Raw genomic sequence first — 23,866 nt, forward strand, 5'->3', positions numbered from 1 at the left:
TAAAGACGTTCCGGCCCGGCCCGCCCTTCCTAAAAAGCGTTTGAAACCCGCGTCCTCTTTTGTTATATTCCTAAAAAATGCGGATTCCGTAGTTTAATTTATTGAAGGAGCTAGCATGATTACCATCACCGAGATCGGAATTACGGCGGGCGACATTTGGCATTATCTTGACGACAACGGATCCGCGACCTTGGACCAGCTCAACCGCAACATCGGCAAGAACAAGGAACTCATCCTCATGAGCCTCGGATGGCTCGCCCGCGAAGGCCACATCACGCTTGACGGTCCGGAGAACGGGTTTCTTGCCAGCCTCGCGCAGCCGCGCCGCGCCTGATTTTTCTTGAACGCCCTCGTTGTTTTTTCCACCGCCCCCACTCTATCTGAAGCAAGAAAGGTCGCCGGTTTCCTTCTGGAAGATCGCCTGGCCGCATGCGTCAACATCACGGGCCCTCTGGAATCCCATTACCGCTGGCAGGGGAAGAAACGACGCGATCGTGAATTTCTTTTGATCATCAAGACCACCCGCAGCCGCTTTTCCCGGCTGGAAAAAGCGATCCGCAAAAAACATTCCTACCAGACGCCTGAGATCATCGCCGTGCCGGTAACGCGCGGCAGCCGCGATTATCTGTCGTGGCTCGCCCTCGAGACCTCGGTCAGGCCCCGCAAGCGTTCCTGAAGGAAAACTGGGGACATGCCTTTAGGCGTGGCCCAATACCGGGAACTAAATTTTTGAAGGAGAAACCGCGGCGAGCAGCCTTGCTTTTCCCGACTGCTCGTTGCTGATCTGGTGGGGAATGGAAGCGTCGAAGTAAAGCGTTTCGTTCTCTTTCAGAGTGTATTCCCGGTTCTCGAGCGTGACCTTCACTTCTCCCTGCAAGACAAAAAGAAATTTTTCCACACCCCGCTCATTATGCTCCGTGGGCATTGAACTTTTTCCCTGCAGTGTGATCATGAGCGGTGTGATTTTCTTTTTTGAAGATTCATGAGTGAGAAGTTCGACCTGGACCTGATGCGAATGATGGGTGACTTTGCGTTCGGCCGCGGAGGTCGTGTGAACGACTTCTTCATACCGTTTGTCCATGCCGGAATACAATTCCGCAAGACCGATGCCGAGCACTTCCGCAATTTTTTCGTGGCTTTCCAGCGTGCCGGTCATGGTGCCGGTTTCGATGCGCGACAGCGTCGCCTGCGCCACGCCGGTTTTCTCCGCCATTTCCACGAGCGTGATGCTCTTCGTCTTGCGGATCTGTCTGATTTTCTGCCCGAGATTTTTAATCATGCCCTCCATGGTAATGAAAAAGAAAAGGGCAGGCAATAACAATATGATAGAAAATTAATCAAATTTTCATTTAAATCAAATTTTTATTGACAAATATCCATAATCCTCATAAGCTTCTTGCACTTTCAACATTTCCAAGGAGGAAATTACCATGAAAACTGCTTCAAAGAAATCCGCCGGGTTGTTTGTCCTGGCTTTTTTGTTTTTTGGAACGGCCTGGAATCCTTTTGTGCACGCGGCTCCCAAGGCCGGTGAAGTCCAGGTCCAGGCGCAGGCTGCCGGGCCCGTCAACGTGAATACGGCAGACGCCAAGGACCTGGAGAGGATCAAGGGCATTGGTCCCGAACTCGCCAGCCGCATTGTTTCGTACCGGGAAGAGCACGGCGCTTTCAAAAGCGTGGACGAGCTTCTTTCGGTGCGGGGCATCGGCCAGGTGAAGCTGGAAAAAATCAAATCCGAAGTGACTCTGTAACTTCACCCGGCATTTGAAAGAACAGGCGAATCCCTCTTCCGTAAGGAAGAGGGATTCTTTTTTTGTCATTAGCTAACATCCGAAAGTTTAATCGCGTTTAATCGCCTTCCTGAGAAAAAAATATTTTGACTTTGATTATTGCTTTTAAATCCTTATTTAGCTCCTTGAATTTGCCGGGTGAACTACGTATCTTCTAGGGACAAATTTTCTCCCGAAGTCCATTCCCTAAAACTCGGCGGAACATGAAATCAAAGTATTTCATAAAAGTCGTGGCCTTTCTCACGTCACTTTGTTTGGTCGCTGAACAAAGTTCGATGGCTCAGATGGCGCACGTTTTCACGCCCGAGCTTCCGAAAGAAATCGCAGCTTCATTTTTGACGGGCAAGGAAATGCCGTCGGAAATGGGAACTGTCGAAGAGCTCTGGATCTCGCCGCAATTTTCACGCGAAGCCGCGCCGGTGCCTTCGGTTTACCTGGTTCAGGACGCGCACGGACAGGAACAGGCGCAGCACAACGTTGCCGGCATCCTGCAATACCTGCGCGATAAAGCCGGAATCGACAGCGTCTTCATCGAAGGCGGCGTCGGTCCTCTCGACACAAGTCTCCTGCGAATTTTTCGGGAAGAAGATTTGAACCGCCGGGTTCTTGATGCGCTGCTGAAAAAAGGAGAAATCGGCGGCCCTGAAATTTTTCTCTCGAAGCAGCGCAAAGAAGGAAAGCCCGCGGCCTACGGGCTCGAAGAAGCCGGGCTGTATGTCCGCAATGTCCTCTCGTACCGCGAAGTCCTCGCGCAGCAAGACCTCACGCACCGCTGCCTCGACCGGCAGCTTGCCGAAATCGACCGCAAAGCCTCGCTCGTCCTTTCGCCCGCCCTATACAAGCTTTTCAAGGAATGGGTCGCGTACGAAAAAAATGAAATGTCGCTGCCTTCCTACCTTCAGACGCTCGCAGTTCAGGCGCTCCGTCATCTCGAAGTCGATTTGAAAGATCCCCGGTCCCAGATCGAATGGCCCATGCTGGTCCGGCTTTTCGAGCTCTGGTCCCGAGAACCGAAAGTCGACCGCGCGCGCGCCTCGCAGGAACGGCAGGCGCTTCTCCGCTGGACGCGCGAAAAGAAACTGCCGGACGGTTACGCCGCGATGCTCGAAACGCTCGATGCCGCGGGCAAAAATCCGGAAATCCCGGCGCCGTGGAAAACGCAACGCGCCTTCTGGGAAGATTTCTACAAGACGGCCGCGCCTTCGGGATTTGATTTCAAGGATTATCCCGCGCTGGCGCTTTATGAAGGCTTCCGCATCCTGGAATCCGAAATCGATTCCACCGACCTCTTCAAGGAAATCGATGCCCTCCGCGACAAGATCCTGGCTAAACTTGCTGCCGGCGGCCAGGAAACGGCCGTCATCGAAGGCTTCCGCAACCAGCTGCTGCTGAAAAAACTTTTCACCCTCACGCTCGCGCCCGAGGAATTCGACGCGCTAAAGCAGAAAGACGGCCCGCTCCGCGCCGGCCTCCCGCAAGACATGGCCGCAATTTATCGCAATGCCGTTTCTTTTTACGAACAGGCCCGGGAACGCGACGGCCGGATGATCGACAATTTTCTGCGGCAGAAAAAAGAATCGAAATTCAAGACGTCCGTCCTGGTCACGGGCGGTTTCCATACGAACGGCGTTCGGTCATTGCTGCGGGAGCACGGCGTTTCATACGCCATCCTGCGCCCGCGCATGAACGAGCTGGCCGAAGAACCTGTTTATCAGGATTCCATGACGGACGCGGTCTCCAAGACGCCGCTCATGGCATCCACGACCCGCCTGGCGAACTTCCTTAATTCCCGCGCGCAATGGAAGGGGTGGGGCCTTACCCTGAACCGCCGCGAAGCGCTTCTTCGCGATGCGGCCGCGTGGGGCCGTGCAAGAAACGGGAATCTGATGCCCGCCTATGCCGCGGGCGCTGCGTCCCGCGCCGAAATGCGCGCCGGCCAGCACGCGAAGCTCTTGGCCAGGATTCTGGACGACGCGCAGACCGCGCGATGGGACACGAGAGATTGGGCTAAGGCCATGTACGACCTCATCGAAGTCCATTTTCCCTCCGAAGACGACAAGGACGCGGCCTCCGCATTAACGGAAGAAGAGCGTGCGGCCGTCGCGATCGTCAAGCAGAACCTCCAGAGAAATCCTTACAACCTGCTACAGGACATGATTGAAAATAACGACCGCGACGGACTTGCGAAGGCCTATCTTCTTCAGTATTTCGCGGCCATTCACCGCGTGATCGTTTCGCAGCGCGAAGACCAAAAACCCCAGGCGCCGGTCCGGGCCGATGCGACGATGGCTTCTTCCGCAGCGCAGACCGCGGAATTTTTCCGTACGAAAGAAAAGGCCGGCAATTACGCGGGCATCACCGGCAAGATCAATGTGGGGCTGCAAGCCGCCGACAGTCCTGAAAATCCGGACAATCCGTTTTCGCCGGAACTTGCGCTCGTCCTGCGCCATGCGGGGTTCGCGCCGGCACATACCACGGAAAATTTTCTTCCTCTTTTCGAACCGGAACTCGTGCCCACGCTCCTCGAACCCGGAAATCCCATGGGGTGGATGCGTTCGAATCCCATCCGCAAAGTAACGGTGAAACAAGGCCCGGAAGGTTATCCTCCGTATCTCTTGATCGAATTTTCCCTTCTCACGAATGCCATGGGCGTTCCGAGCCGGTTCATCCGCGCCTCCATCCTGCAGAAGCCGCTTCCGGTGCAGCCCGAAGAAAATGAACTGACCGAAGAATTCGTCCGCGGGAATTTTGTTTTCAGCCGGGACGAACTTCACGCGCTCGAGATCACGGGCGAGGAAAGCCCTGAAGCCAGGACAGAAAAAATCGGACGCCTGAGGGAGCTCGCGGCCGGAAACCGCATGCTGTTCCAGGACCGCTGGACCGTCGGCACGACCGACCCCGAAGTGCGGCGTTATGCGGAATTTACCGGACGCAGCCCCGAAGAAACCGAAGCCCTTGCGCAGTTTTACCGGCGCTACCGTGATATGACGGTCCTCTCTCGTGAACGGACGGACTTTTACATGACGCTGGGCGTGGGCAAGACGTCGGAAGAGGGGTTTGAAAAGCAGGATGAGTACATGGCGACGCAGGTGCGCCGCAGCACGATCCTTTTCCTTTCTTATCCCGAGCTCGCGCAGTCGGTCCTCGAGCGGGACCTTCTCGCCCCGATGATTTCGCTGTCCGTCCTGTACACGACCGAAGGCCTGATCGTTCCCGATGACAAGTTCAAAGACTACCTGGAGGCCCTGAAAGAGCTGCGCAATAACGACAAATACAAAAAAGTTCTCGAAGCCCTGAAAACGGTGCAGGACGAAATCAAGCCGGAGAGCGAGGACCCGCTCGACAAGGCCGTGGCCCAGGCCCTGAAAGACAGCCTGAAGTTCGAAATCATGTACCGGCTGTTTTACGAAACGTTTCACATCGAGACTTTCTTTAAAAACCAGAAGCCCCTGATCTGGACGGCCTTGAACAACCGCTCGGAAGCTTACTGGAAAGCCTTCCTGGCCGGCAGCCGCGTTGCGATCTTGTCGCGCGGTCTCGCGTACGAGGATTACGTGTCCGGATTTTCGCACAGCCAGATGCAATTCCTGGAAGCGCTCACCGCCGACGGCCCGCAGGTCTTCGATCTCTGGGCCCTTTCCCAGGCCATGACCATGCAGAGCCGCTACGTTTATCCCGAAGAGCTTCCGGCGCCCCTGAAGACCCTGACGGAACAGAACCTCGCCGGCGAAATCGGCCTGCGTAAAAAAGGAAAAGACGACTATACGAAAAAGGTGCGTGAATTCCTGGAGAACATGAAACGGCTCGGCCTGCCTCAGCTGATCCGTCAAAAAATGGAATTCGTGGCCATGTTCCAGTCTTATCAGGACGACCTGATCGCGGCACGTGAGCATTATGAAACCGGGCGCGATGCGCAGGCCCTGGAAATCGTCAACGGCTACCTCGGACTCGCGGAGCATCCGTTGATTTCCGATCACGAAAGGCGGGCGCTCGAACAGCTCAAGCAGAAGATCGAAGAGCGCGCGAAACATTCCGGCATCGCGGCGCAGGCGGCGAAGATCATTGCCGGCGTGTCCCAGGCCCAGACCGCGGCGGAAACGGCCAAACTTCTTGTCGAGGCCGCGGACGTGCTTCCGCAGATGGCCGGACATCCTTCTTTGGGAAGTGTTAATGCGGCCGTTTCAGAACTCCAGGCACATCTTCCGGACCAGGTCGCATCGCTGCTCAAAGGATTCCGCGCGGACCTCAATGCCGCGGCGGCCCTGAATCCCACGGAAGCGAAGGCCGCTTTCGCGGAAAAAATCGCGGGCTTCCGCGCGCAGCTCGATCCCGTGTCCGGCATCCTGCCGGCGGCAGCGCTCGGGACCTTTCGTGCGCCGGTCGAAACGTTCCTGTCTTATCTCCAAACTGTTGAAAAGGCCTTCGCTCTTTTGGAAGAGTACTCCCAGATCGAAGTTCCCGCGCGCGAGATCGTTGCGCCTTTGATGACCCGGACGGCGGCCGTCTTGACCCCGCTCGAAGCGCAGGACCCGTGGCGCCAGAAACTGGAAGCGGCGAAAGATGCACTGGCCGGACGTTTTCAGGCGGCCGTCGCGGAAAAAATCGGCGCGGACGAGGGCAAGCCGGCGGAACTCGGCAGCCGGTTCGCGGATGACCTTGCAGTTTTGAATGACTATCCCGCTTTGCGTGAGCCTCTCGCGGCGTCGATCCGCACCCGCGCCGCGGAAGCGCAGACGCCCGAAGAGGCCTTCCTCGCGATCGAAGGACCTTCGCCTTATCTGAAAAACCTGATCGTGCGGATTATCCGCCAGATCGCGGCCAAAGACGCGGGAACGCCTGCGCTGCACCGCGAATTTTTCAATTACTTCCTCAAGAACGGCGAATCCCAGCCCACGGATTTCGAGCTGGAAGTTTTCGAAGCCGTGCGCAAGGCCTTCAATACAGCTCCGGACACCAAAACGCGGGTCCAGCAGCTCCAGGGCAAAGACTTCCTCGACCAGGTCAAGCATTACGGCAAGAAAACGGACGAGCACGGCTCGCTCGAACATATTTCTCTGCAGCCTTCCAAAACACTCCTGATGTTCGCGGTCGGGATGGCGAGAGTTTTCGCGGGCCGGGCCGTGGATGCGCAGCTCGCGGCGCCGGCGCCTGAGCGCGCTTCTGCTCCGGGAGCTTCGGTCGACGATCTCTATGAAACGCTTCGCGGCTTTTTCATCAAGAAAAACAAAGACAATGGCTACCTCTATTATGGCGGCAACATGGACGTGACGGCCCTTTCCCAGTCGCCGGACGGACTGCACGTTCCTTTCATGCTGGCCCTGCGCCGCGCCGGCTTTGGATCGACGATCGACCTCCTCGAGATTTTCCGCGGCCTCAGGCAGGGCGTCAAAAGCGTAACTTTTATCGAGCCGAGGGAGAATAATCCGCCGGGACTCGTGATCGAGTTCGAACATCCCGTGAAAGATTCCGTGACCGACGAAATGGTTTCCAAGATTGCCGTGGCGATCACCAAACAATACTTCCCGATGGACCCGCGCGACGGCGAATCGCTGGACAGCTTCGAATACGACGCGGATCAGGTCCGTGCCCTGGCCTTCCAGGCAGGGGATGAGGCCGGAGAAAAACAGCGGAAGACCGTGCAGCTCGTGCGTCTCGCGGGCCAGCAGCGGATGGTTGCCGCCGGACTCTACACGGCTCCTTATTATCCGGACACGATTGCCCGGCTTTCGCGCGCGATGAGCCGCAGCAAGGCGGAGCAGTATGCGACCGAGCACTCTTTCATGTTCGGACTGTCGTCGGGCCTGGCCATCCGCAGCCTGAACAAGGTTCCTGAACACACGTCCCGCGAAGTCCAGGAACATGTCGACTTTTACAGAAGCTGGGGCGACGTTTTCGCGATCATGGCCGAAGGCGCCATGAAGCGGAGGGCGCTCATCGACAAACCCGTTTTCCGGGAAATGCTGAAAAATCCGCTCACGGCCGCGCTGGCCCGGCTGATGATTTTCAGGAAGCAGGGGAAATGGCTCATCAGCGCGCACGATCTGCCCGCCTATATCGCCCGGCTGGAAAAAATCGGCGGTGACGTCGTTCTGCCCGCTTTGAACAAACCGGAACTGCGCGTCGAAGAGGACAACAGGGAGATCAAAGCAAGGCTCGCCGCGGAACTCGGCTACGCAGTGCTGGGCGAAATTTTCAGGAAGGCCAATATCCGCCAGACGAAGATCGAAGATCTTCAGGCGGCTCTTCTCACGGCCATCAAGGGCGCCCTCGGACAGGACATGACGGGCTTCACGCCGGCAGCCATGGCGCCGGGCCGGGACCGAGACCGCAAAGTCCGCGAAATCGCGGAGCAGCAGGCCATCATCGAAAAGGGATTCAAAGAACCGCTGAACGTCAAACGCGGCGACATTCTGACGCGCGCGCTCGAAAAACGCAGGGCCCTCGGCTCGACGCCGCTCTTTTTTGATTTCAGTTCCGCGGATAATTTCGATGCGTCCTACATGGCGATGCTCGGCATTTTCGACGAAGAGATCGGCGAAGACCCGGAACTCTTTTATTATGAAACGCTCGTCGCGCTCCGCCTGTTGGCGGAACGGAAGGCTTTCGCGGAAGCCCTGCGCCAGAGCGGGGAATTTGCGGCGGAATTGCCGGAAGGCGAGCCGCAGCAAATGCTCCTCGCTTTTCGCGAAAACGTAAAAAGCTCGGCCATGACCGAAGCCATCGGGCTTCTCGGAAGCATTCTCTCCGCGCCGAAAAGCGAGCAGGCGCGCGCTGACTACGAAAAGGCCGAAGCGCTCAAGCAGGCGATCAATCCGGACGGCGATGCCGCGGCCATTTATGAGAGCTCCCGCGCGGCCGCGGAACGGAAAATCCGGGAACTCGAGGAAGGCGAAGCGAACCGGCGCGCAGCCCGCGTCGAAGCTTTGGCCCTCACCCTGAAAAAGCTCCGCGATGCCGCGGAAGCGGAACAATTCGAAGCGTCGGATGCCGCCTTGCGCGAAGCCGAAGCGCTCTATGCCGGTTTCAACGGAGCCCATCCGGACAAGCCCCTGACCGTCGACGAAACCCGTGCTTACGAAGAAGCGCTGCCGTCCGCCCGCGCGAAGCGCGACGCCCTGGCCGCCAAGAAAAAGCTGGAGGATGAAATCGCCGCGGCCCGTGAGAGCGCCGGTGCCGCTTATGAAATGATCAATGCAAGGCCGCGCCTGCTCGAAGAGATCGCGGCCGACACCGGTGCCGCGCGGCATTTGCTGGCGATCGTGCGGGCGGCCAAAGGGGCCCCGGACTTTTCCGAGATCTCTCCCTCGCACCGGATCGACCTGCTCATGCTCGGGGCCAAAGCCCTCGAACTCTTGTCCGCGCCGGCCGTGGAAATTGCGGCGGAGCTTGCGTCCGCTCTCGAACTGATGGAACACCTGCACCCGCGCAGCAAATCCGCGGAGCACGAGCTCGAGGCGCGCGTGCTTGCGCTGGATCCCGAAAATGCCGTGGTCGCACGCCTGAAAGCCGAAGAACAGTCCGCGAGACAGGCAGACCTCGACGCCCTCATGCGAAAACTGGAACAAGCGAGGTCCGCCGCGGATCCCGAGGCCATTCCTCCGCTGATTGCGCAGGCGTCCAAAATTTACAATGCCTTCGATTCCAAACATGACCGCCTGAAGCTCCAGCCCGGGGAAAAAGACGCCTATCAAGCCGCGCTGACCCAGGCCCGCGACCATCTCTCGCAGCTCGAACTCAAAAAGAAGCTGGAAGGCGAGGTGGCGGAAGCCTCCAAATCCGCCGCGCGCGCGCGTGAACTGATCACGGGCGGTTACGCGATGATGATCAAAGAAAAAGAACCGCAGGCCGGGACGCTGCCGCATTTCACGGCGCTTGTGCAAGCCGGAAAAGCCGCGCCGGATTTTGCGTCGCTGCCGCGCGCGCAAAAAATGGATTTTTATTTCTGGGGCGCCGAAGCGCTCGAGTTGTCCGGAGCTGGAAAGCCGCAGATTGCCGCCGAGCTCGCCGGCGCGCTCGAGCTTCTGGAAAAAGCGGAGCCGCGCGATAAGCCCGCCGAGTACGCGCTTGAAGACCGGATTGAAAAGCTGGACACGGAAAATTCCGTTGTCGTGCGCCGCAAGGATGAAGAGCAGCGCGCCCGCGCCGCGGATCTTCACGACATGACGCAGGCTTTGGCCGAAGCGAAGACCGCGGACCGGGAAGCGATCCCGGGCCTCATCGCCCGCGCGGCGCTGGTTCATGGCGCCTTCAAGGAACGCCATGACCGGAATCCGCTGACGAATCCTGAAGAAGCCGCGTATCAAACCGCAAAACGGGCCGCGGAAGAGCGATACGAAGTCCTTCGCCGCCAGGCTGAATTTTCGGCCGCAATCGCGGACGTGGCCGGACGCCCGCACGTCGCGGCCGCGCTTGTCACGCCTTATCTGTCACAGGCCGCGGCCGTTGCGGACCTTGCTTCGCCGGACCTTCTGCCGCCGCAGGAACAAATCCGCTGGCACATCCAGCGCGCGGGCATTCTGCTGGCGACGGGCGGAGACGCCAAAGCCGTCGCGGCCCAATTTGCCGCGGCCCTTGAAATCATGAAGACGCTCGACCCTCGCGACCTCCCCGCGGAAGCGGACCTTGCCGCCCGCATCGGCGTTTTCGATTCAAAGCATCCTCTCGCGCAGAAACTGGTGGCGCTGGACCGCGCGGCCGAAAAGGCGCTGATGTTCCATTATCTCGACGCCGCTTATGACGCCAAAGAGACCGCCGAAATCCAGGCCGGACTTGCCAAGGCGGCGGAAATCCATGACCGCTTCAATGAAACGCATGCCGCCGAACCGCTGACGCCGCCGGAAGAAACTTATTATCGATATGAAATCGAGCGCGCGCTGGCCCACCGCAACACGCCGAAAGCTCTCGAACTGCTGTCCGGTTACCGCGGCCGTCTCAAGCCTCTCGAGGCCTACACCGGCAAACATGAAGATGCCCCGAAAGCGGACAAGGACCTGATCGAACACGTGCTCAATCTTTTGACCGAGGCCGTGGATGCCGACGGCTACGAAGCCATGACACCGCCGCAGGCCGTGGACTTTCATCTTTTTGCCGCGGAAGTCCTGCTGCTGGAGAGAAAATACACCTGGGAACACAAGGGCGCCGCGGACGATGCGGTGGCGTGGGAATATGAACTCGCGCTCGAAGCCATGGAAAAGCTGGAAAAACGAGACCCGCTCCGGGAAGTCGAGCTGGAAAACCAGGTCGAGGCCCTCGAGCCGGAAAATAAAATCGTGGTACGCCGTACGGCCGCGCGCAACGAGGCCGGCGCGCGCATCGAAGAAGGCCTGCCGAAAGTCCGCGAGGCGATTCCCGCGTTGACGGGAAGAGGCGCGGCGCTCAAAGACAGCATCACGGGATTCCGCAGGGACTGGGACTTGCTCGCGGCCCTGGGAACGCATGACGACACACTTGCCGAATTCAAGGCAAAGCTGGACGAAGCCGAGCTTGCCCTCGACGAAAAAAGCCTCACGAACAGAATCGCCGAGCTTGCCGAAGAGAGCAACCGCAAACAGCGGCCGATCGCTTATTTCAGGGCGCGTTCCAGTTCGCTTGAAGCCGAGGCCAACATCCTGCGTCGTTTCGGCGCCCCTGGCCGCGCGGCTGAGACCCGCATGCTCCGGCTGATCGGAAGCACGGAAAGCACGCTGCGTCCGGAACTGCGCGAATTGATCGCGCCTGTCCTCGCGGGAAAAATGATCGACGGCACGTTCAGCCCGTTCCAGCAGATGCGCTCCAAAAAAGACTGGGGCATCCAGGACTTTATCAGCATGATGGAAGAGATCGTGCTCGGCGCCCGCCTCGGCCAGCGCGTCAAGCAGGTGCTGCCGCTTAACCAGCCGAAGGCTTTCAATTCTCCTTATTCGCCGCGCAGCTCGCGCCTTCTCGACCCGCGCAACATCGGCGTGCCGGGATTTTTGGAAGACATCCTCAAGACTTTCGGCATTACGGTGCCGGGCGCGGATGCTTTTATCGCGCGCATGCAGGCCGAGATCGACCGCCTGAATGCGCGCCAGCAGGTGGACGACACGTTCGATCCCGCGAAACAGACCGACGTCATCACGCAGCTGAAGCTCGACGCCATCGAGACGATTTGGGACCAGGTCCGCCAGGGCGGCGCCGAAAACCAGGGGCTTCTCGCCGAATTCGAGGCCTTCAAGACCGCCAATGCCGCATGGCTCGAAGACCATCTCTTGTACCAGGAGCTTCTCAAGGAATTTTCCATCTCGGAGCCGGGCAAGGGCTGGGACTGGCGCGAGTGGCCGGAAGAAATCCGCAGCCGCGATCCCGCGGTCATGAAGCGGCTCAAGGACGAGCGCAAAGACAAGATCCAGTTCCAGGCCTTCGTGCAATTCATCGCCGACCGCCAGTTCAAGCAGCTCAAGGAATTCGCGCGCCAGAACAACATCTCCCTCATGCTCGACATCCCGCTCGCGCAGGACGGCGCGGACGTGTGGCTGCAGCCGGAAGTTTTCGGGCTGAAGAAGGAAAACAATTTCCGCCGCCAGGTCAGCCAGGGCGTGCCCGCGGACCCGTTCTCGGAATACGGCCAGTACTGGCAGTTCTTCCCGTACGACTTCACGAACCCCGCGACTTATAAATACATCCGCGAACTCTATGCGTTCAACCAGGGCCGCGCCGATTACATCCGGCTCGACCACGTGCTCGGTTTCTACCGGCAGTATTTCTTCACCGAAGACACGGGCATGACCATGACGCTCGAAAAGCTCGGGCTTTACGACAAACTCGAAAGGATTCGCGCGGAAGGATATACCGATGCCGAGTCGAAAACGGCGGCCGCGCAAAGGGCCATGTCGTGGATCACGGACCGCCTGCGCCAGCTGCGCGAGCTCAAACGCACGGGCGTGATGCCGGAAGGTGTGGACCCCTCGCTCGAACCCGCGCTGCGTGAAGCCTTGAAGGCGTTCCCGGGCGATGCGCTCGAACTCCTCTTCGACGACGACGGCAACATCGCGCAGGACAATATGCTCCTTATCTTTCGCCGCCAGCCTGAAGACGAGCTCGATCCCGTCTTCGACAAGAAGAACAAGTTCAAACCGGAAACCCTGGCCGGGCTTTTCCTCAGGGAGCTTTACGAAAAGCGGGATATCTTTCCGGAACTCCAGGGGCATTTTTTCCATGATTCCATGACCACCCACTTCCGGGTCCTTCTCGATGCTCACGAAGCCGCCATCATGCGAGACGGAAACTTTCGGCCCGAGGCCCTGCTGGCGGACTTCGAGCGTGATTTCCGCAATAAGGTAGAAGACATCCGCCGCGGTCTTCACGGCGGTATTCCTCCGAAAGATGACACCTTGGATTCGAAAGTGGCATCGCTCATGGGCGCGTTCCGCGATGTGCTGGTGCGCCGCACGACGAAAGAGCTGGCCGAACGGGGGTTCTGGAAAGGCGAATACCGCGCCGAACCCAAGACCTCCGAAAAATACACGCCGCTGCACATGGGCGCGGACCGCAGCAAGCCGAAAGGCAAGGACCCCTATCTTAAATTCGTCGAAAATTATCTGTTCCCCAAAGACGGCGGCAGCAGCCTGCAGAAAGACGACCGTCTAACCTTCGGTTATTTCAAACTCGTTCCGAATGCCGAGACCGTGCTCTCCGACCTTCTGCGCATGTCGCAGGAAAAAGGCACGGTGATGATCTGGGAAGTGCTGGGCGTGGTGCCGCCGAAAATCGCGGCTTCCGTGAACCGCCTGGCCGGCGCATACGCGTACGTGCCGATCATCTGGGGCCTGGACCCGTCGGCCGATTTCACGCTGTACCATCCGAATTCCATCATCAACGCCGCATACCTGACGTTCGGCCTGCACGACTCGGTCAGTTTGAAAGACCGCTGGGAAAAAGAAGTCTCGCGCAAAGAAAAAGAAACCATTCTCGGCGAAATCCTGACGCGCCCGCGTCCGCATCTCGCGCGCCTTGAAAAAATCATGAAGGATTGGGGCTTTTCCTGGGACGTCGAAGAGGCGGACCTTACGGGCCTGACGCCGAAGGTTCAGCGTTTCCTGCTGCTCATGGTGTTCGCGCCATGGCTTTTCATGGACAAGCCGGAAGGCCGTGAAAATATTTCCATGGCCGTCGGAATGTGGAACGACCTGCTGGGCCTCGACGAATTTTTCCAGCTTAACCGTCCGGGCGAGGGCATGGGGCAATGGGTGAACCGCCTTCCGAAAGATGTGAGCGTGGAAAATCTTCTGGCGGCTCTCGATTATCTCGAAGCGCAGGAAGCCGGCCGCGCTTATGAAGGCCCCGCGCCGGTGCCCATGGCGCTTGAAGTCATCAAGTTGATCAAGGAATTGCAGAAAATCCGTTATGAAATGCAGGAAGAAGCCAAGACCAAGGGCGTACGGCCTGAAGTCGAATACCTTCGCGCCGACCCCGAAATGGGCAATCCGGTTTACCAGCTCCGCCAGCTCGATCCGGCCAGTCCCGATGTGACGCATCCGTTCCTGGTAGACGGTTATTTCCGCGCGCCCAAAGAAAAACTGACCGCGGTCAATCTGGTGATCAAGGACGTCCGCACCGGCACGTCGCAGACGCTCGGCGTGCCTCTCAAAGTCGAAGGCCAGGGGCCGGAAGCCGGCATCCTGAAGTACAGCCTGCCGTGGAAGCCCGTCATTGATGATGCGGCTGCCTTTGCCGAACACGGCCTGGAACATTACGAAGTGCATCTCGAATACACGACCGACCAGGGCGTGACGGCCAGCACCAAGTCCGGCCATCTTGTCCTCGCGCACAAGGACACGGAAACAAATCCGCTCGCGAAAAATTTCGGGCTCGGCGAAGTCGTGGCCGCGCTCGCGCCCAAACCCGCGGAGCCGGCGGCCGAACCCGCGCATCCGGAATTGAGAATCGACGAGGCCGGATTAAAAGAAACGGTGAGCCAGGTCCTGAAGAAATCCGAAGGCGGGGAATATTCCAAGGCTTTTGAACGCGGCCTCTGGATCTCGGGCCAATTCCTGGATTTCGAAGGCCAGAGCTCCGGCGGGATTTACGTGCTCGTCCCCGGCGAAATTTACGACCACCACACTCCCGACATGAATGTCCTGAACAATCTGGCCTACGCGCTGATGGCGCGCGGCGTGCCGCAGGAAGACATCCGCCAAATCCAATTCGAAATCCCCATGAACGTTCTTCTCGAGCGCGAAGTCAACGGCGCGAAGGTCCAGAGAGGCCTCAAGCGCAAAACCAGCATCCTGTCCATCGCGAACGTCCAGGATGGTCCGGGTTCCGCGGAATATTTCATTGCCACCATGCCGAGCATGCAGGACGCCTTTTTCGGCGGCGCGGTCCAGCGCAGGGACAGGTCCAACCTGCCCAGCAAGATGCGTAATGGCGCAGCCGTCACGGCTTATCAGAAACCCGCGTTCGGCGCCAAGGCCTGGGTCACTTACGATGCGGAAAAGAAGAAGCTCATGCTGACCCGCGAAAAGCCCGCGGACAAGAACGCCGTCCCGGTGGGCCTGCTGACGCCTAATCTTAACCAAGAGAATGTCTATGATTATCTGCGCCACGGCGGCAGGCATTACATGGGCGAGGCGGGCGTTCATTCCACCGCCTCCGCGTCTTCAGGCAATCGCCTCGACTATGAATTCTCCCGCATCGAATGGAAACAGGGGGAGCTGGATTACAAAGGAAGCCTGCGCGCGCAGCTGACGGTGCCCAGCCTCCGCGCGGACATTCCGGCGGCGCTGGATTTTTGGAAGTCGCTCAAGCCGGAAAATCTGATTTCGGAGCTCGAGCGTTTGTCCCGCGAACACGCGCTGCCCAAAGGCGTCTACTTCCTCTCGAACTCCAGGAATTTCGAAGAAGAACGCAAAGACCCCGAGCTCATGCGCCGTTTCCAGGAATTCTATTACCAGTATGTGATGAGCTGGCTTGTTTCCAGCACGCCGGCGCAGCCGGAAGAATTTTTCACGGCCCTTAAGAAATATGACCGCGAGCTTCATCCGCCTGCTCCCTTGTCCCTGGCCGCCGAGCAGGACGTGGCGCAGGAAGGCCACAACGTGTTCGAACGCGGCCTGCATCCCACGCGCCTCCTTTTTGCAAAGGGCGAACGCGGCCGCGATTCCAAGTTCTTCAAGATGGCCGGACCGCAGGACTCCCTGGCCCGGATGGGAATCGGCTTGAAAGAAACGCTGCCGCCTTATTACGTCTATGCCGGCTTGAGCGAGTCCGATGCCGCGGCCAAGACCGCGAAAATGCTGATCGCGCTTCCGGTCGAAGGCGGAAAACCTCTCGCGGAAGTTCACGTGCAAAGGCAGAAAAGCGCCTGGCGCGGCGTTCAGGTCGACGCGGAAAGTGGACGGGCGCTGGTTCAGCTGCGCCCCGGAGACACGCTGTTTATAAACGATCTCCGGTTTCATCAGAAAATCGCTTTGAGACTGGCGTATGTCGACGCTCACGGCAGCGCGCACTTTTACCGGGAATCGAAATGGCCTGCCGGAATCGTGGACAGCGCGTCGTACCTTCATCATCTGGCCATGCCTTTCCTGGAAGCCCCGGAAGAAGGCTCCCTTGCCGTGGATTTCAGGCCCGCCTTCGCCAAACTGCAGGCCATGAACCGGCAAATTACCAACGGGGCCCAGCGCAGGGCTTTTCTTCATCTGCTCAAAGAGCTCGACGGCCGCTCGTCTTTCCCGAGTTACGGGGCCTGGCAGGACCTGCTTTCGGAAGCTCTCCGGCTGCCCGAGCAGACGGTTTACGAGGAGCTCAGAAAATTGAAACATCCGGCGGAAGAAGAAAATCAGGTGCTCGACGCGCTCCTGAAAACGGAGCCGGAAGAAGCCGGGGATAAAGAAGGCCTCGCGCTTTTGATTCGTTTCCTTGCGTTGTCCGGGCCTTTGCCGAATTCCGAAGCGTTTGACCAGGCCTTCGGAACTTTTCTTCTGAAAGGCATCGAGGCTTTCCGCGGGGAATTAAGGGCGGCTCGTCCGAGCCCTGAAGATATTGTCCGCGCCAGCGAAAATCTCGACGCGGCGCGTTTTATCGACGTGAGTCACAATTCGCCGGCCGTTCTCGCGCTCAAAGAAAGATGGAAGCTGGTGAAGCCCAGCCGTCTCGAGGCGGACACGGTTCCGATCGGGAAAGGCCAGGTGGGCCTGCTGGAGGGCGCGGGCAGCCATTTCATTTATGACATCGGTCCCGCCATCCCGGGCAGGAGAGGCCGTCCGCTTCTCATCACGCATCCTTATACCGGAAAGCAATATTTCCATCCGGACGTTTTCATCGTCAAGCGCGACCACATCGGAAACAAGGCCAAGGACTGGATGCATCACGGCATCCAGGGCGTTCTCGGCGGAAGCGTTTCGTTCGGCATTTATGACATCGGCGGCGAAGTGCTCTACGGCACAGTTGAAAAGAAAAAGAAAGCCGCCGGACCCGCGGAAGGTGTTGAGCCTGAAACGGAACAGGGAGAGGGTGAGACGACAAGTCATGCCGAGCTCCGCTCTTTGGCCCAGCAGGGAACACCGGAGCAATTCGAAACGCTCCTGCGCCTGGGATTCAAAGAGACCGCGGCGCGCGAAGCTTCGTCGATCGACGCCCGGCGCGCGAGAAAAGAATTCGCCGCTTTCTGGGAAAAGATCCGCGGTTCGGTGCCGGCGCCGGAAGCATTCGCGCGGCTCCAGGCCGAAGCCTTGCAATACCAGACACACCATGAGTACGCGCGCGCTCAGGCGCTGCTGAAGCGGCTGGCCAAGATGGACGCGCTTTATCAGGCCATGAGCCCCGGCACGCTTGCTCCGGCCAAATCGAACGCGCAGCTCAAGGAAATGCTGACGCAGCTGAAGAGAACTAAAGGCGAAAGAGGGGAAATCGCTTTTACGCCCGGCGCCAATTTGAAACGCGACGTGACGACGCGCCTGCGCGAACAGTTCTTGAGCGATTCCGTGGACAGCCCCGAATGGGGGACGATCCGCCAGCGGTTCACGACGGACAATGCCGGCCGCATTGCCATCAAATACACGCGGGCCGGCCAGGCTGCCAGCGCCATTTTCGAGCTCGGCGTCCGCGAGGCCGTGGAAGTGGATTTCACGGCGGAGTTTGATCCGGACCTTCTTTATTACGTCTACCGCCTGGTACCGGTCGCGGCCGACAAAAAAGGCCTGGCGCGGACGTTTATTTTCAGGCGCAACGGAAATCTCGGGCCCGACGTGACCTCCAAGGCTCCGATCCGCCTTTTCAACGACGCGGACCGCGCGCTCGCGCTCGTGGATTCCCGCTGGGACGCGGTCACGCCGCTTCTGGCCGCGCAGCTCGACGCCCCGGACACCAAGGCCCAGGGGTTTCCGGATTTCGAAGTCGTTTACCGCACGAACCAGACCGGCAACGTCACCTACAAGAGCACGCTGCCCGTCCTTTTCGACTTGGAATTTTCACCCAATTCCCTTTTTGCCATGACGCGCACGTGGAATGAGAAGCTGGGCGATTATCTCTACGCCTTTGTCCAGCTGGACGAAAGCGGAAGGCCTGTGCTCGACAAGAAAGAAACCCTGCAAATTCGCCTCTTCAAGCTGGACAAGCGCGCCAAGCGCGTGACCCCGATCGCCGTGCCGCTGGAAACCGTGATCTCCGAAGAAGCGCCGACGCTTGACGACAAAGCCGTGCGCGAAGCGATTTTCGAACATGCCTTCCATGCCGAACCGGATTCTGAGACAAAAATCAAACCGTTCGACAACCTTTTCATCCGGTCCAATCGCCTGGGGCAGAAGAATTTCTTGAAAGACCGCAAGGCCGCGGGAAAAGAAAAAGCCGAGCGCGAGCAGGACCGCGTCATTCTGTATCTCGGCGCGGGCGACGCCACGTTCAAGATCCGGCGCTTCTTCGATGCCGCGGCCGGCGAATGGATTTACGAGACGATCCAGGTGGACGGCGCCAACCGCCCGCTTCTCGGCACGGCGCGTTATCACAAGCTCCGCAAAAAAGACGGGGCCGTGAACCGCGACAACGTGATTCAGGGGCTCGACCTGCCGACGGTTCAGATCCCGCTGCTGGACATTCCGGAAGAAATGGCAAGGCTCGACCGCCGGCTTTACACAAGCGCCGTCGGCCTTCACTTCACGCCCCGCATGGCCGCGCTTAAGGAATTGAAAGCGCAGTACGACGCGCTCGCGGCCAAAGAAGCGGAGCTCAAAACGGTAAAAGCGCGCCAGCCCGAATCCGTGAATCCCGGAAAACTCTGGGAAGCGTTCCGCAAGAACAAGAATATTTCGGAAGCGCCGCGGCCGGTTTCCTTCCTGCTGCAGAGTGCGTGGGAAGAAACGGAATCCGCGTCACCGGAAGAAACCGCGTTCAACCGCGCGCTCGCCGAAACCGTGCGCGCGATCCGCAAAGACAATCCTTACATCGAGGCCTTCTGGGTGGAAATGGCGCCCGCGTACCACAAAACGGGGAAGGCCTATCCTGCGTTTTATGTCGTGGGCGTGAATTTCCGCGAACCGGGTGTGACCCCGGTCTACCGTTTCCTGGAAGCCAAGCCCGGCCAATTCGTGCCGGAAACTTATGAAGGCAATTTTGTGTCCTGGGGATTTCAAGCCATCGTGAAAAATATGATGCGGATGGGCTACGTTCTTCTGGGCGTGGAAGGCGCCGAGGCGCTGGTCGAAGCGCGCCGGGGCGACCTCGATGCGATGCTGGCCGTCGAAGACGAGAGCCATCCCTGGGACGTGCGCGCGGGCGTCGAAAGCTTTTTGCGTTATCCGCTGCGCCGGCACCTGGAAGACGCGCGCCTTGCCGGCGGTGCCTCCGCGGCGCTGGCTTCCAAGACGCAAGGCCAGCCCGGCACGATGACGGCCGGCCCCGCGTTCCTGGAAGTTCCGTTCCTCGCGGCTTCGCCGCTTCAAGATCAGGTTTTTGCATGGGCGAATGCCATTGCCTCGGCAGACGGCGTTCCGGACAAAGACAAGGCGCTGAACTTCCTGCGCTGGATCGATGCGAATCCTTCGCTCCGCGCTCTTCTGGGCTATCAGGATTTCCGCCTGCAGCCGCTGGGCATTCTTGCGCACAGCATTGAAAGCGCCGACACGCCGGACGCGGCAGATCTGGAAGCCGTAAAGCAGACGGCCGCGGCCTTCGCGGCGCTGCGCCCGGCTTACGGCATTTCCAAAAATGACGCGCCGCTGAAGCCGTTCAAAGTCCGCGAGGCGGTTGAAAAACCGGCGCGGCTGGAACAGGCGGAAGCCGCGATTGCCGCGGCGGCCACTGCGGTTACGCCGGTTGCCGAAGAACCTGAGACACTTCCGAAACGTTTTGCCGCGGAAGTCGCGGCGGCGGCCCTGAATCCCATCGACGGGATCAGCAATGCCGCGTGGTACGTCGAACAGATCCGCCAGTTGAACGATTCCGGAATTCCCGCGGGCCTGCCGCCGGAATGGAATCCGGCGCGTCTCGCGCAGCACGCGCATGATCTTCTCAACGCGGCCCAGAGCGCTTTCCCGGATCAGCCGCTGGAATGGGCTAATCTCGCGGAATTCCACATCATCCGCGCGTTCGTCTACATCGAACAGGCGGCGGTGGCCGACGCGGTCCGCGAAGCCGAGCTCGGGCTTTCTTTCTACGACAAGGCCCCGAACGCCGCGCGTCAGACGGAAATTGAAGAGTGGATCCTGATGCTGGATCCGTCCAATGCCAAAGTCCAGGAAAGGCGCAGGCTGAGAGGCGAATTGCGATCTGCCGCGCCGTTCGATGCCGCCGCCAATCTCTGGGTGCGTCATCTGCCGCTGCGGCCGCAGCCGGAAGTCACGCTGGAAATGATCGCGCGCGCGCAGACGGTGCTGAACGATTACTGGACCGGGCTGGGAGAAGCCGGAGCGGACGACTTGCGGAATGGCAAATTCCGGATCCCGCTGATCCACGACAACAATCTCGACGACGTCATGTTCCATCTGACCGGCGTCCAGAACCAGTATTACCTTTATTACCTGCCGGAGCTTTCCGCGGGTTCGTTCAAGCCTTATCTTGCCGCGGACCTTCTCGACGCGTTTTACGATCATCCCGAAAAGCTGAAAACGCTGCGCATTGTCATGGCTGAATCCACGGGCAATCAAGGCAAGGCCGTGGCGGAGCTGGTGCAGAACCTGAAAAAGCATCCGCGTTACGCGCCGTACGCGCAGAACCTCAAGGCGGTCATCTTTGTTCCTTTTGACGTGAGCCCGGCCAAGGCGCAGGCCATGGAAGCCCTGGGCGCGGTCGTGGTCCGGCGCGCATTCTCCGACGAGGAACTCTTACGGTACGTTGAAACCAATAATGAGGGAAGAGCGGCCATCGACGCCGAAACCCAGGCGCCGATTTTCGCGGAATACCGCGCCGCCAGTTCTTACGTCGAACAATACCGGGCGCATCATCCGGAAACGACGCATTACATCCGCCACGGTTCGCCCATGGGCATCGCGGCGTACTCCGTGATCATGGCCGAGGCGCTCGATCAATGGTACCGCATGCAGACGGCGGGCACGCCGAACGGACACGCCGTTTCTTCGGCGGACTTCCTGCCGTTCGCCCAATTCATCCGCAGCGAAAAAAGCTTCGGGAGCGTCCGCTTCTGGATTCCGGGCGGCTCGGGCGGCCTGGCCAGCGGGTTCCTGCAGGCCAAGCAGCTGAACGAGCTGATCGAGGTTTTCGTGACGCAGGTTCCGGGCGTGGATCACCTTTTCAATTCGCTCGCGCGCGGCTCGTTCATTCCCAAGCACACGGCGGTCTTCGACAGGACCGCGCTCCGCTACGTGGACGGCATCGCGGCGACCGCGGAACCGGAAACCTTCCGCATGGTGCAGAACATGGCCGACGCGGTCATGCGCGTGCCTTACCAGGACAACAACCGGATGGCGCGTATCGCGCGCGGCCTTTACATCCAGTATAGGGATGCCGGGGGACAGATGAAATTCGCGCCCGCGGAACTGGCTTCGTATCTGCCTTTGACCAACGCGGTATATGCCCAGGCCTTCGGCCGCCTTTATCCGCGCCTGCTGCATCCGGGGCGCCATGTCATCATTCCGATCACCGGCAGCACTATGGACGTTTCGCTGGTGCACGAAATCAGCGAGCTCGATTTCGCGAAATCGTTCGACGCGCTGAGGCATATCGGCCGTCCCGAGCTCCGGGCGATCACGCGCGGCGAAGCGGAGCAGCGGCTGGCCCGGAGTCTCGAAGTCGAATACGAAGCCAAGGTCGACGACATGGACGGCACGATCACCCGGAAGTCGGCCGTGCCAGACGAAATCATCGAGCGTTACCAGCGGAGCCTCAGGCTTGGTCATCTCCGCGCCCTAGCGACCGCGCGCAGCGAAGTTGTTTCGGACGAAACGCTCCGCGCTGCCAACGTCCTGGACATCGAGGGAACGGCCGCCCGCATCCGCGCGGGGCTCACGCCGCAGGAAGCGTCGCGGCTTATTCTGTTCCCCGAAAACGCGTCCTACGTGACCTGGAACGATTATGATGCGGCGACAGGCGCAACGCACCGCGTGGAGATCGATCTTGCCAAGCGCTATGGTGTGGTGCCCGCAGATCTGGTCATCACGGAAGAACAAAAAAACAGGCTGGCGCGGGAAACGGCGCAGGCCTTGAGCCCTGAAGGCCCGAGTCCGTATCGTGCGGTCAACTTCAAACGCTACGGTATTGAAGCCCACCTGCAATTCCCGGCAGGGATCGACATCACGGAAAAAGCCGTGATCGCCAACGGCGCGGCGCGGCGCGTGCAGGCCTTTTTGGACCAGCATCCGGAGCCGCTGTTCCGCAATTTCGAAGTTCAGGCCAGCCGCAGCACGCTGATCATTCAGTGGCGCGGCATCGACAAAATGCTGGCCGTCCGCTTCCTCGCCGAGCATTTCGGCTTGGACCAGGATAAGATCGCGGCCGTGGGCGACAAGGCTAGTAAAGAAGGCAATGACTGGCGCATGACCAGCCGCCGGGGCGGGTTCTCCGTGGCCGAGCACGACGACGAGAGCGAGTTCCAAGTACCCCTGAAGGTGGTGTGGGACCTCGAAGGGGCAGAAGCCTGGCTCAAGCTGGAAGACCAAATTAAATTGAAACCTCGCGCGGAGCTTCGCAGGGACGATCGTCAAGATCGGCCCGGAGTGCCGGCATTACGGGATGCCGGCCGGCTGGCACCTGCCGCTGTCATTCCGCCGCGGGAAACTCCGGCCACGCCGGAAATTTATTTCGCGAGCCACAAGCAGGGTATTCTTGCCGTGGCGAAAAACATGACGCATGAAATTTTCCAGGTGCTTTACGCGGGCCGCCTCTTCCAGGAAATTTTCGCGGCACGCATCGCCGCGGAAAAACAGCCGCTCAACATGGACCGGGCCGAAAAAGATGAGATCGCCGCGGGCTACGCGAAGCTTTTCCGCCAGGGCGCGCATGTCGTGCTCCCGGCCCGCGCGTTCCTCGAAATTTCGGACGCGGCCCTTCAGGAGTTTTTCAACCTGATTTTGAGAGGCTCGGAAGCGGCCGGCACGACCGCGCCCGCGATTTATTTTGCCGGCGACGGCGCGCGCGAGCTGAAAGCCAAGTTTTACACGTACGAAGCCCTGCATCAGGCCCGAGCCCAGAACATTTTCAACGTGCGGCTGCAGCAGGAGAGCGTGGTCGCCAACCGTCTGAAATCCAGGGCCGCGGCTGTATCGTTCCTGGCTGCGCCTGGGGAAGAAGACGCGCTGGACGCCAGCATCCCGGGTTTTCTCCTGGCCGCGGACGACATCCGTTCGCTGGGCGAGCCAGACAAAGTGCGTTATCTCTCGAACCTCACGCAGCTCGAACTTTTGGCCGCGGAAGAATTGCAGGATTCGCTGGATCACGTCACGCCCGCCGAGACGGCCAAAGTCGTCGGCGAATTCCTCACCAAAGTGGGCATCGACTACACCCAGGGCGCGGGCGGTTTTCTGGCGCCTTCCAAAAGCGCGCTTCTTTCCGATTCACTGAGCCGTTACCTCGCGGCCCGCGAACAGATCTCCAGCGCGGCATAACGAGCGCCTGAACCCGCTGCTCCGCTGTCCGGCAGGTCTGCGGGTTTAGCCCCCGCGGCCGTTGAC

5 protein-coding genes are annotated in these 23,866 nt (G+C 59.5%); 4 read left to right on the forward strand and 1 reads right to left on the reverse strand.

What is annotated here, in order from left to right:
• Window positions 1–115: 115 nt before the first annotated feature.
• Together VL688_10805 and cutA are read left to right on the forward strand one after the other, a co-directional pair.
• A complete protein-coding gene (locus VL688_10805) occupies window positions 116–334 on the forward strand; it encodes a winged helix-turn-helix domain-containing protein (GenBank protein ID HTL48535.1) in 219 nt (72 codons plus the stop codon).
• 6 nt (window positions 335–340) lie between these two features.
• Entirely contained in the window at window positions 341–676 is a 336-nt protein-coding gene (gene cutA / locus VL688_10810; GenBank protein HTL48536.1) for a divalent-cation tolerance protein CutA, read from the forward strand.
• A gap of 45 nt (window positions 677–721) precedes the next feature.
• Here the strand turns inward: cutA and VL688_10815 are convergent, their stop codons facing one another.
• The gene (locus tag VL688_10815) at window positions 722–1,279 is read right to left on the reverse strand and encodes an XRE family transcriptional regulator (protein HTL48537.1); all 558 of its coding nucleotides are present in this window, start codon (window positions 1,277–1,279) and stop codon (window positions 722–724) included.
• A 151-nt stretch (window positions 1,280–1,430) separates the two neighbouring features.
• Between VL688_10815 and VL688_10820 the strand changes: the two genes are divergently transcribed.
• On the forward strand, window positions 1,431–1,751 hold the full coding sequence (locus tag VL688_10820) for a helix-hairpin-helix domain-containing protein (protein ID HTL48538.1): 321 nt from the start codon (window positions 1,431–1,433) through the stop codon (window positions 1,749–1,751).
• Between the two features lie 314 nt (window positions 1,752–2,065).
• On the forward strand, window positions 2,066–23,800 hold the full coding sequence (locus VL688_10825) for a 4-alpha-glucanotransferase (protein HTL48539.1): 21,735 nt from the start codon (window positions 2,066–2,068) through the stop codon (window positions 23,798–23,800).
• The last annotated feature ends 66 nt before the right edge of the window (window positions 23,801–23,866 follow it).

This window comes from Verrucomicrobiia bacterium, assembly GCA_035495615.1.
Taxonomy (GTDB): Bacteria; Omnitrophota; Omnitrophia; order Omnitrophales; family Aquincolibacteriaceae; genus DATJFP01.